Genomic DNA, 12,363 nt, shown 5'->3' with positions numbered 1-12,363 from the left:
GGTCAACATGAACTTTTTCAAAAAAATAAAAAATAAAATTACCGGGCAAACCGAATCTGTCACTGAAAAATTCAAAGATGGTTTGACTAAAACGAGACACTCGTTTGCTGGTAAAGTGAATAACCTAGTTAAGCGTTATCGAAAAGTAGATGAAGAATTCTTTGAAGAATTAGAAGAAGTGATGATTAGTAGTGACGTCGGAGTTAATACCGTCCTAGAATTAATTGATCAATTAAAAGACGAAGCTCGTACACGTAATATTAAAGAGACCGAAGAACTTAAAGATGTCATTGTTGAGGTCTTATCGGGCATGCTAACGAAAAAGGATGAAAAAAATGAGTTAACCTTTAATCCAAATGGCATGACCGTCTTTCTTGTGGTCGGCGTTAATGGCGTCGGAAAAACGACAACCATTGGGAAACTAGCACATAAACTTAAGCAAGAAGACAAATCGGTCATGCTAGCGGCTGGTGATACATTCAGAGCAGGTGCGATTGATCAATTGGAAGTATGGGGAGAACGAAGTGGCGTAGATGTCATCAAGCATCAAGAGGGTTCTGATCCTGCAGCTGTCGTCTATGATGCTCTAGTAGCAGCCAAATCTCGTAATGTGGATGTCTTAATTTGTGATACAGCTGGTCGACTGCAAAATAAAGTTAATCTTATGAACGAGCTTGAAAAAGTAAAACGTGTCATAGCTAGAGAATATCCTGGAGCCCCTCATGAAGTCCTATTGGTTCTTGACGCCACGACTGGACAAAATGCTTTAAATCAGGCCAAACAGTTTAGTCAAGCAACTGGTGTCACGGGAATTGTATTGACCAAATTAGACGGAACGGCAAAAGGTGGGATCGTTCTTGCTATTCGACATGAACTGGATTTACCGGTTAAATTAATTGGACTTGGAGAAGGAATCAACGACTTACAAACGTTTGACTCCGATCAATTTGTGTATGGTTTATTTAGTGACTTATTCTCAGAGGAAGCGGAGTTAGATGATAATGAGTAAGACTTTTCATAACCCTAACCTTATCATTTTTAGGTGTCTCTTACTTACTAGATTTATTTGATTTCTAAGAGTAATATAATGAAGATTTAATAAAAATGGTTCACTAAGAATAGAAAATGCAAGGCAATTATTAAGGAATAAACTTGACAATCATGACTAGATTTTATAATATTAGTCTGTAAAGCTTTTGTACTTTACAAGGGGATTTTTTATATGCTTGAAAAAACGTTACGTGTGAGCGCTTTGTATGATTTTTATCAAACTTTGCTCACGCCCAAACAGCAACAATATATGACCCTTTACTATCTCAATGATTTTTCATTGGGGGAGATTGCAGAAGAATTTGAGGTCAGTAGGCAGGCTGTTTATGACAATTTAAAGCGTGCCGTCGTCATGCTTGAGTCGTTTGAGTCGAAATTAGGGCTATTAAGCAAGTATCAAACGAGGCTTAAGCTGTTTTCCGAGCTTCGATCGTGTCTCCTCGATAAAGATTCAAGTCGACTTGAGAACATCGATCATATTATGGATAAGCTTGAGAATCTAGATTAGGAGGCGCAGCATGGCATTTGAAGGTTTGTCAGACAGATTGCAAGAGACAATTAAGAAAATTCGAGGCAAAGGAAAAGTATCTGAGGCTGATGTAAAGCAAATGACGCGAGAAGTGAGACTTGCTTTACTTGAAGCCGATGTTAACTTTAAAGTTGTAAAGGATTTTATTAATCGCGTAAAAGAACGGGCTATTGGACAAGAAGTCTTAAAGAGTTTGACGCCAGGTCAACAGGTGATCAAAATTGTTCAAGATGAATTGACTGGGTTGATGGGTGGAGAACAAAGCAAAATTCAATTCTCACCTAAACCACCAACCGTTATTATGCTAGTAGGACTTCAAGGTGCTGGTAAAACCACAACAACGGGAAAACTAGCGAACTATATTCGAAAAGCACACAATAAAAATCCACTTCTTGTTGCAGCAGATGTATACAGACCTGCAGCAATTAAGCAATTACAAACTCTCGGCGGACAGCTAAGTATGCCCGTTTTTACAATGGGAGACAAGGAAAGTCCTGTCACGATTGCAAAAGAAGCAATCAAGAAAGCAAAAGAAGACCATCATGATATTGTCTTTATTGATACAGCAGGTAGACTCCATGTTGATGAAACATTAATGGGAGAACTTGAAGAAATTAAAGCTGTTACAAATCCGAATGAAATCTTTCTTGTTGTAGATGCCATGACAGGGCAAGATGCGGTCAATGTAGCAGAAAGCTTTAATGAACGGCTCAATATTACGGGTGCAATTCTTACAAAGCTTGATGGAGACACGCGTGGTGGTGCGGCTTTATCTGTAAAAGCAGTTACAGGTACATCAATCAAATTCGTTGGTATGGGAGAAAAGTTAGATGCACTAGAACCTTTTTATCCTGATCGAATGGCATCCCGTATTTTAGGGATGGGTGATGTCCTATCTTTAATTGAAAAAGCACAAACTAACGTGGACGCTGAGAAAGCAAAAGAAATGGAAAAGAAACTTCGAACCATGAGTTTTACGTTCGACGACTTCTTAGAACAAATTGGTCAAGTTCGAAGTATGGGTCCTCTAGAAGATTTACTCGCGATGATGCCAGGAGCCGGAAAGCTTAAAGGTTTGAAAGATGCCAAGATTGATGATAAGAAGATTGGTCAAATTGAGGCCATCATTCGTTCAATGACGCCACTTGAAAAATCTGATCCTGATATTATTTCAGCGAGTAGAAAGAAACGTATTGCCCTTGGAAGTGGAACCAACATCCAAGATGTCAACCGTCTCTTAAAGCAATTTAAAGACATGAAAAAAATGATGAAGCAATTTATGGGCAATACCAAAGGGAAAAAGCGTAAAAATCCTTTTAACTTACCATTTATGTGATCATGCCTTAAAGAATTAAAGAGTATTAATAGGATCATAAACAATAATAAAAAAAATTGGAGTGTTATATTATGGCAGTAAAAATTCGTCTAAAACGTATCGGAGCAAAAAAACGTCCTTTCTATCGTGTGGTTGTAGCTGACTCACGTTCACCACGTGATGGTCGCTTTATCGAAGAAATTGGGACTTACAATCCAGTTGCAGATCCTGCTACTGTTAACATTGATGAAGCAAAAGCACTTGATTGGTTAACAAAAGGTGCTCAACCATCAGATACGGTACGTAATCTTTTCTCAAACGAAGGAATTATGGAGAAATTCCATCTTTCAAAACATCAAAAATAAGGTAAAAGAGATAATGTGAAGGTTAGAGAGGAATACTAAGAAATAAAATCCTCAGGCCTTAATACGTTAATAAAAAGAGGAGGGGTGCGTTTACCCTTCCTCTTTTTTACACCGGTAGGAAATCATCACGTTAAATAATCGTGTAAAGGAAATCGGTAAATCAGGTTCGATTGGCATGACTACTATTATTTGAACCTACCCTATTCAAGAAAGGTGGATACATATGTTAGACTGGCTTTACGTTGGAAAAATCGTGAACACTCATGGCATAAAAGGCGAAGTCAGAGTCATAAGTGAGTCAGATTTCACCGATGAACGTTTCGCAGAGGGAAGTAAATTGTATATTCATAATGAAAAAAATAAACGTTATCAACCGATCTTTGTCCAAAGCTATCGAAGACACAAACAATTCGATTTACTTACATTTCAGGGTTATCCTACGATTAATGACGTAGAACCTTTAAAGGGATGCAAACTCTTTATCTCAACAGAACAATTATCTGATTTAGAAGAAGATGCTTTTTATTATCATGAAATTATTGGATGTACAGTTGTATCAGAAGAGGGGACGGTACTCGGAGAGATTAAAGAAATTCTATCTCCAGGTGCAAATGATGTATGGGTTGTTAAAACAAAAGGAAAGGATATTTTACTTCCTTATATAGGTGATGTAGTGAAAGAAGTTAATATCGAAAATAAACAGGTTATTGTCCACTTGCTTCCGGGTTTGATTGACGATGAAAGTTGATATTTTATCTTTATTTCCAGAGATGTTCAGTGGTGTATTTCAACAATCCATCTTAAAAAAAGCATCAGACAAAGGACTTGTTGATTTCGAAGTGACTGATTTTAGAAAATATACGACGAACAAACATCATAAAGTGGATGACTATCCTTATGGTGGAGGCGCTGGGATGGTTCTTATGCCTCAACCTATTTTTGATGCGATGGATCATATAACCCAAGATTTAACCGAAAAACCAAGAGTGATATTGATGACGCCTCAAGGTAAGACGTTTAAGCAAAAGCATGCTGAAGAATTAGCAAAAGAGGATCATTTAATTTTTATTTGCGGGCATTATGAGGGGTATGATGAACGGATTCGCGAAGCTTTAGTGACAGATGAATTTTCAATTGGAGATTTTGTTCTGACAGGTGGCGAACTTGCCTCAATGGTCATGATCGATAGTATCGTTCGTTTATTGCCCGGTGTTCTCGGTAATGATGATTCAGCGGTGACCGATTCATTCTCAACTGGATTATTAGAACATCCACAATATACTCGGCCGAGTGATTTTAGAGGCATGAAAGTTCCTGAAACGCTTCTTTCAGGAAATCATGCTCTTATTGATAGATGGCGGCGGAGAGAATCTTTATATCGAACCTTTCATAGACGCCCTGACTTACTTGAAGGAAGAACGTTTACTGAGGAAGAATTAGCGTGGCTTGAGAAATTTAGAAAAGAAGAAGAAAAATAAGATTTTGTCATATCTTGCATTGTCAGCAGGGTTATGATATGATATCTTTTGTGGCAAATGCCAGTAATACGATGTTCCGCTGCAATAGATAAGGTTGTAAGAGCATTTGTACGGAAGGAGGGGCATTTATGCAGGAACTTTTAAATGAAATTACAAAAGAACAATTGAGAACGGACTTACCTGATTTCAGACCTGGTGATACTTTGAAAGTACACGTTAAGGTTGTTGAAGGTACACGCGAACGTATCCAAGTGTTCGAAGGCGTTGTGATCAAGCGTCATGGCGGTGGAATCAGTGAAACTTTCACAGTTCGTAAGATTTCTTACGGAGTTGGAGTTGAAAGAACATTCCCGGTTCATTCACCTAAAATTGACAAAATCGACGTTGTTCGTCAAGGTAAAGTACGTCGTGCGAAACTTTATTACCTACGTAACCTTCGTGGTAAGAAAGCCCGTATCAAAAGCAAATAATCAATCTGAAAAAGAGCTTGTTTCGACAAGCTCTTTTTTTCACTAAAAGAGTTTTTTAGATATCTAAAATTATTCGGAATGATATCACTGGTAAAATTATCATTGTCAAAACGATAATTACCGGTTTGATCTGATCACAAAATGAATCTGGCCCGATCAAACGAGTAAATCATCTTTATCGTTTATCAAAAAAGTGTTAATAATAAGTGATACATAACGTCATTTTTATAAAGGGGTGAACCTATGTCTATTCAGTGGTATCCTGGTCATATGGCTAAAGCCAAACGACAAATGATCGAGAAAATTAAACTGATTGATGTTGTCATAGAACTTGTCGATGCACGTATCCCAGAATCATCGAGAAACCCGTTAGTTGATGAGATTTCATCAGGTAAACCAAGAATACTTATCTTAAATAAAGTAGATATGGCTGATGATCGGGTAACAACTTCGTGGGCTGAAAAATACGAGGATCAAGGTTATAGTGTATTGAAAGTTAATGCACAAACAGGAGCTGGAACAAAAAGCATTCCAGACCTCGTTCATAGACTGACGGCGGATAAGCGTGCAAAACTTGAAAATAAAGGATTTAATTCAAGAAGTGACCGTGCCTTAATTTTAGGTATTCCAAATGTTGGGAAGTCAACCTTAATTAATCGCTTAGCGAATAAAAAAATCGCTAAAATTGGGAACCGACCAGGGATCACAACAGCACAACAATGGATTAAAGTGGGTAAAACAATGGAATTATTGGACACGCCAGGTATTCTGTGGCCGAAATTTGAAGATCAATCAGTTGGACTGAAATTGGCGGCGACGGGGGCCATCAAAGATGATCTTCTTGATTTTCAGGATGTATCCGTATTTTTATTAAAGTGCTTGCTTATACATTATCCTCATGAGTTAAGAAAACGATACGACCTTCATGATTTACCTCTGTTCGAGGTTGAGCCAACTGTTGATGATATTGTAACGGTTATAGATGACATTGGTAAGCGTCGGGGTTGTATGATGAGTGGTGGGTATATTGATTATGATCGTACCGCTGAATTGATTATTCGAGAATTCCGCGGTGAAAAATTAGGAAAGATTACGTTAGAACGTCCCGAATAACGAAACATTGACTTGCCCCTCTGGGTGTTTATCCAGAGGGGTTACTTGTTGTCTTGTTTTTGCTAAAATAGAAACTAGCGAGATTCATATTTTTTATAAAAAGACTGGAAATTTAGTTGGATCAACCGATACATAAAATAAAACATTTATAATGACTATTATTCTCGTAGGAAACACCGTCATGCCCCTTCATTATTGAATCGTGAGAAGACTAGTGACAGCTAATTAGACATATGAAAGAGTGATTTAATTTGCAGCAACTATCCATAAAAAAACTTGAAATGACATTATTTGATACGGAGGAGCTTTCAGTAGAAGATCGAGATAGATTAGAGAAGGATCCTCGGAAAGGTGTCCAAAATCTATTAAAACGATGGGATAGAATACAAGAAAAAAAACGTCATATGCGGCTTAAATATGAAGAGATGCTTCAATTTGAGAGGAAACAATATGAGCAAGGGATCCGGTATATTTCAGGAATTGATGAGGCAGGACGAGGGCCACTAGCGGGTCCTGTTGTTGCAGCAGCTGTGATATTGAAGCCTAACTCGCAGTTATATGGAATAAATGATTCTAAACAACTGTCTAAGTCTAAACGTGACTATTTTTTTCAATGGATAAAAGAAGAAGCCGTTAGTATTGGTGTTGGCATCGTTACAGCAAAGGAAATTGATCAAATAAATATTTATCAAGCAGCCAAAAAAGCCATGTCACAAGCTGTAGATAATCTGGATCTAGTTCCAGAGCATTTACTGATTGATGCAATGACCTTATCTACGCCTATACCTCAGACATCATTGATTAAAGGAGATGCTCGGAGCATCTCGATTGCAGCAGCTTCGGTTATCGCCAAAGTTACACGAGATAAGATGATGGAAGAGATGGATGAAGTCTATCCAGGATATGGATTTTCACATCATGCGGGTTATGGGACGAAAGAGCATCTAGAAGCGATTAAACAACTCGGTCCCTGCCCTGAACATCGATTAACGTTTGCACCATTACAATCAAAGTAAAGGGTGAGGGTATGAATATACAACCATATGCGGTGAATCAAAGCCAAATCATTGGAACATATCAACCTGAGCAAATATTAAAAGGTAAAATTAGTGAAGTTCTTCCTGACCGAAGAGCTGTCATTAATATTGGTCAAAAACGAATGGTTGCTAAAGTAGATACCGAAATCAAGATCGGAAATGACTATCTATTCCAAGTGAAACAAAATAAAGATCCTCTTATTTTACATGTTATAAGAGGGTCAGCTTCATTTAATCATGAAAAATCCAATCAAAAAATGGTTTCTGATGTCCTTTCGACCTTTCATCTCCCAAACGATCAAAAAATGAGGCGAATGATTCACTTCTTTCTTAATCAACATGCTCTATCTAAATCGTTCCTTGAGACAGTGTATTCCCTTCTCCCGAAAAAACCAACGCTAAAGGACTTAAAAACTATCCAGTTTATGATTAATCGAAAAATCCCGCTTGAAGCACCTTTCTTTCAAGCCCTTAAACCTTTAGGATCAGGGCATCTTGGATTAGAAACAGTGAAAGATATCATAGCTTTAATTGACCAAGATTCATCCATAGCACCTTCAATGGCACATTTTAAAGATATCATTAATAAAATGATCCATTTAAATAATACAGACTCTGTTAGCATCATCCAACAACTGAAATTACTTGGATTACATCATGAGCATGACCTTTGTCAGAACTTCTTATCAAAGGAGAAGATGATCTTAAATGATTCTTTAAAAGAAGGTGCTTTAAGATTAATCAGTGATCATGATACACCGAGTGCCATAAAACGGCAAGCTAACGAATTACTACAAACTATCACAGGACAACAAATCCAATTGATCTCAGCCGATCCAGCACTTATGCAATTAGTGACTCAACTTCCATGGCCTAGTCATGGGCAAATTGAGACGATCAACATCTATTGGGAAGGGAAGAAACAGGGGAAGGGATTAGATGCAGATGATTGTCGCATCATTCTTTCATTAAAGTTAAAGACATTAAAAGAAACACTTGTCCATATTCGAATCCAGCATCGATCATTGACCATTCAAGTACAAAATGACTTTCCATTCATAAAGGAACATCTTAAACAATACGAGAGTGGACTAAAAGAACAACTTCAAAAATTAAATTATCAGCTAGTTTCACTTACGGCCATTAAACATATTGATTCGTATCTAAAAGAAAAAGTTGACCATCATCTTCCGCTACCTGATTATAAAATGGATGTGAAAGTATAAATATGGAACATAGTCATCGAGAAAATTCTAAAAAAGCGATTGCACTTAGGTATCAGAAAAATCAAACAGATAGCCCCATTGTGACGGCAAAAGGGACTAATCATGTCGCAGACCAAATGATTCGAGTTGCTAAGGAACATGGTATACCCATCCAAGAGAATGAAAATCTAGTAGCCTTATTATCAGAACTTAACATGAATGACATGATACCTCCAGAGTTATATGAGGCTGTTTCAGAGATCTTCCGCATGATCGATCTCCTTGATCAAGAAGTACAACATCAAAAAAAGTCGTAAAATGATCACATTTATTTAAGGGAGATCATTTCTTTACGTCAAATGTCTATATAATAGAAGAAATTTTTCGTGTCCACGATGTAAACGATCCAACAAGTTTATTAATTAAGTATCATGAATGAGCCTGCTCTTTGGATTAGCCTGTTTATTTCAACCCAAAGAGCAAGCATCATGTATGAAAGGATGATGTCTTTGAATAAACGATCATGGTTAATTTATCTTCACCATTGCCAGTCTGTTACCAACCTTATGCTACGTAAAATTCTGTTCAATTGGGACCATTTGGGACCTATTGACACCTGGTCTGATCACGAAATAAAGACAATATTAAGGTTAAGTCATCAGCGTTTTGCTCAATTTAAAATCGAACTTGAAAGACCATCAATGAATGAAATAGAGAAAGAATACCAAAACAATCACATTCAAATTGTTACGATTCTAGATGATGATTACCCATTCTTGTTAAAAAAGATATTTGATCCTCCTATTGTCTTATATGTCAAAGGTTCTCGTTCTTTTTTAAATGATCATAAATTGTTAAGTGTTGTAGGGACAAGACACCCAAGCAGTTATGCAAAAAAATGTATGGAAAAAGTTTTACTCCCTCTAGTTAAAGAAAAATGGACGATTGTTAGTGGACTCGCCATCGGAGTTGATACGCTTGCTCATCATATTGGACTGAAATCCAAAACAATAGCCGTACTCGGATCGGGTCTTTATCATCCATACCCCTCTCAAAATCAACCTTTATTTGAAGAAATAGCGAGAAAACATGTCGTTATCAGTGAATATCCTCCCTCTAGATATCCAAGAAAATGGCAATTTCCAGAAAGAAACCGAATTATTAGTGGTCTTTCGAAAGCGACGATCATTGTCGAAGCAAAAGAGAGAAGTGGCTCTTTAATAACTGCAGATCAAGCGTTAGAACAGGGGCGTGAGGTTTTGGCCATTCCAGGTTCAATATTAGAACCGAACGCAAGAGGAACGAATAAATTAATTCAACAGGGGGCTAAACTAGTGATGGATAGTGATGATATTCTATCTGAGATCCGCTATTGATTAAAGGATGTCATTGAAAAGTCGTTTTAAGCTAAGAATCAATAGTGTTTTATATAACTTAATTGGTTAATTTTTTGATTTTTTTCATTTCTTATGCTATGATTACTGACTGCTAGGTACACTGGACTTGATATATTCAAGTTGGTCTATTTATATCCGATCATTATGGGATCCAATTGGGTAAAAAAGCGCTTAAAACGACATTTATTTCCTTAAAAAAGGAATATATTGATTAAAGTATGAATATTTTTAACGCATCATGTTTGACAAATAATCATACAGTCATTAAGATTAGTGAGGATTTATCAATTAGAGAAAGGGGGAGAATTTTCATGGAAGATTATCTTGTCATCGTTGAATCTCCCGCTAAAGCGAAAACGATAGAAAGATATCTTGGCTCAAAATACCATGTTAAGGCCTCTATGGGACATGTACGCGATTTACCCAAAAGCCAAATGGGCGTTGATGTTGAGGATCATTTTAGACCCAAATACATTACGATTCGTGGTAAAGGTCCTGTATTAAAAGATTTAAAAAAGGCAGCCAAAAAAGCTAAGAAAGTTTATCTCGCAGCTGACCCTGACCGTGAAGGGGAAGCTATAGCATGGCACTTGGCTCACAGTTTAGATATTGATGAAAAATCGAAGTGCCGAGTTGTTTTTAATGAAATTACAAAACAAGCGATTAAAGATGCATTTAAAGAACCAAGGAAAATAAATATGGATTTGGTTAATGCCCAACAAGCTAGACGAGTGTTAGATCGTTTGGTGGGTTATAACATCAGTCCTTTGTTATGGAAAAAAGTAAAAAAGGGTTTAAGTGCAGGTCGGGTCCAATCCGTTGCCCTTCGGTTGATTATCGAAAGAGAGAATGAAATAAAAGCCTTTGAACCTGAAGAATATTGGTCAATTAAAGGTCTATTTAAAACTGGAGATGAAACATTTGAAGCTTCCTTCTATGGTTTAAACCGAAAAAAGACAGAACTTAATACAAAAGATGATGTGGATGGCATATTATCTAAAATAAAATCTGATGAGTTTGAAGTGAAAAATGTACAGAAAAAAGAAAGGCTTAGAAATCCTGTTTTACCTTTCATTACATCTTCTCTTCAACAAGAAGCGGCTCGTAAATTAAATTTTAGAGCTAAAAAAACCATGATGATAGCACAGCAATTATACGAGGGTATCGAAATTGGGAAACAAGTAACCGGGTTAATAACGTATATGAGGACAGACTCTACTCGTATATCTGATGTTGCTAAAGAAGAAGCAAAACAATTCATAAGTAAACATTATGGTGAATCATACTTAGGTAATGAGAATAACAAAAAGAAAAAAACATCAGAAAAAACTCAGGATGCTCACGAAGGGATTAGACCTACATCCGTTAATCAACAACCTAAAGCCATTAAAGAATATTTAAGTCGTGATCAATTTAGATTATATAAGTTAATTTGGGAGAGATTTCTTGCAAGCCAAATGGCACCGGCTGTTATGGATACAGTTAGAGCAGATCTTGTTCATGCGGATTGTACTTTTCGTGCTACAGGATCGAAGATTAAATTTCCTGGTTTTATGAAAGTTTATATAGAGGGTAATGATGATCGTTCAAATAATGACGATGATCGTTTTTTACCAGAACTAACAGATGGCATGATTGTTAAGAAAGAAAAAATCGATCCAAAACAACATTTTACCCAACCACCACCACGTTATACTGAAGCAAGGCTTGTTCGTACAATGGAGGAAATTGGGATCGGACGACCATCAACTTATGCACCCACCATTGACACGATCCAACGGCGTGGTTATGTTACGTTAGATGATCGAAAGTTTGTTCCTACCGAATTGGGTGAAGTGGTTCTAGAACTTATTGTGGAATTTTTCCCAGAAATTATTGATGTTGACTTCACGGTTAAGATGGAAGATAATCTTGACGCTGTCGAGGGTGGTGACATCGATTGGATCAATGTTATTTCTGACTTCTACAAAGACTTTGAATCTCGATTAGAGGTCGCTGAGAAAGAAATGAGAGAAGTCGAAATAAAAGATGAACCTGCTGGAATCGAATGTGAAAATTGTGGCCATGAAATGGTTTATAAGATGGGTCGATATGGAAAGTTTTTAGCCTGTTCTAATTTTCCAGATTGTCGGAACACAAAACCTATTTTAAAGAAAATGGGAGTTGCATGTCCGAAATGTCATGAAGGTGAAATTGTCGAACGTAGGAGTAAAAAACGACGTATCTTTTATGGTTGTGACCATTATCCAGAATGCGATTTTGTCTCTTGGGATAAACCTATTCAGAGGTCGTGTCCTAAATGTAATGAATTTCTCGTTGAGAAAAAACTTAAAAAGGGAAAAGTCGTTCAATGTTCACATTGTGACTATAAAGAAGATCAAACGAATTAGAAATAAAGGAGAAA

At 36.9% G+C, this 12,363-nt stretch carries 13 protein-coding genes; all 13 read left to right on the top strand.

Annotated elements, in window-relative coordinates; all coding sequences use genetic code 11:
* Positions 1-7: 7 nt before the first annotated feature.
* On the top strand, positions 8-1,009 hold the full coding sequence (gene ftsY / locus GMB86_RS09825; RefSeq protein ID WP_155219163.1) for a signal recognition particle-docking protein FtsY: 1,002 nt from the start codon (positions 8-10) through the stop codon (positions 1,007-1,009).
* Positions 1,010-1,222: 213 nt separating this feature from the next.
* Positions 1,223-1,558 (top strand): putative DNA-binding protein, encoded by a 336-nt coding sequence (locus tag GMB86_RS09820; RefSeq protein ID WP_155219160.1) that lies wholly within the window; start codon positions 1,223-1,225, stop codon positions 1,556-1,558.
* A gap of 10 nt (positions 1,559-1,568) precedes the next feature.
* Positions 1,569-2,915, top strand: a complete 1,347-nt coding sequence (gene ffh / locus GMB86_RS09815; RefSeq protein WP_155219157.1) for a signal recognition particle protein — start codon at positions 1,569-1,571, stop codon at positions 2,913-2,915.
* A 71-nt stretch (positions 2,916-2,986) separates the two neighbouring features.
* On the top strand, positions 2,987-3,259 hold the full coding sequence (rpsP, locus tag GMB86_RS09810; protein ID WP_155219154.1) for a 30S ribosomal protein S16: 273 nt from the start codon (positions 2,987-2,989) through the stop codon (positions 3,257-3,259).
* A gap of 223 nt (positions 3,260-3,482) precedes the next feature.
* Complete coding sequence (rimM, locus tag GMB86_RS09805; protein WP_155219152.1) at positions 3,483-4,007, top strand: ribosome maturation factor RimM; 525 nt, start codon at positions 3,483-3,485, stop codon at positions 4,005-4,007.
* The gene (gene trmD / locus GMB86_RS09800) at positions 3,997-4,737 is read left to right on the top strand and encodes a tRNA (guanosine(37)-N1)-methyltransferase TrmD (protein ID WP_155219149.1); all 741 of its coding nucleotides are present in this window, start codon (positions 3,997-3,999) and stop codon (positions 4,735-4,737) included. Before rimM ends, trmD begins: the two co-directional genes overlap by 11 nt.
* Before the next feature lie 128 nt (positions 4,738-4,865).
* Positions 4,866-5,207 (top strand): 50S ribosomal protein L19, encoded by a 342-nt coding sequence (gene rplS / locus GMB86_RS09795; protein WP_155219146.1) that lies wholly within the window; start codon positions 4,866-4,868, stop codon positions 5,205-5,207.
* Positions 5,208-5,450: 243 nt separating this feature from the next.
* Positions 5,451-6,320 (top strand): ribosome biogenesis GTPase YlqF, encoded by an 870-nt coding sequence (ylqF, locus tag GMB86_RS09790; protein WP_155219142.1) that lies wholly within the window; start codon positions 5,451-5,453, stop codon positions 6,318-6,320.
* A gap of 251 nt (positions 6,321-6,571) precedes the next feature.
* Positions 6,572-7,336 (top strand): ribonuclease HII, encoded by a 765-nt coding sequence (locus GMB86_RS09785; protein ID WP_155219139.1) that lies wholly within the window; start codon positions 6,572-6,574, stop codon positions 7,334-7,336.
* Positions 7,337-7,347: 11 nt separating this feature from the next.
* Positions 7,348-8,583, top strand: a complete 1,236-nt coding sequence (locus tag GMB86_RS09780) for a hypothetical protein (RefSeq protein ID WP_155219136.1) — start codon at positions 7,348-7,350, stop codon at positions 8,581-8,583.
* Between the two features lie 2 nt (positions 8,584-8,585).
* Entirely contained in the window at positions 8,586-8,879 is a 294-nt protein-coding gene (locus tag GMB86_RS09775) for an EscU/YscU/HrcU family type III secretion system export apparatus switch protein (protein WP_155219135.1), read from the top strand.
* A 192-nt stretch (positions 8,880-9,071) separates the two neighbouring features.
* Positions 9,072-9,938, top strand: a complete 867-nt coding sequence (gene dprA, locus GMB86_RS09770) for a DNA-processing protein DprA (protein ID WP_155219133.1) — start codon at positions 9,072-9,074, stop codon at positions 9,936-9,938.
* A 332-nt stretch (positions 9,939-10,270) separates the two neighbouring features.
* The gene (gene topA / locus GMB86_RS09765) at positions 10,271-12,349 is read left to right on the top strand and encodes a type I DNA topoisomerase (protein ID WP_155219131.1); all 2,079 of its coding nucleotides are present in this window, start codon (positions 10,271-10,273) and stop codon (positions 12,347-12,349) included.
* Positions 12,350-12,363: the final 14 nt, after the last annotated feature.

Source organism: Terrilactibacillus tamarindi (assembly GCF_009718825.1).
Classification (GTDB): Bacteria; Bacillota; Bacilli; order Bacillales; family Sporolactobacillaceae; genus Terrilactibacillus; species Terrilactibacillus tamarindi.
Note: the sequence above shows the minus strand (reverse complement) of the source record. Positions and strands in the feature narration are given on the sequence as shown.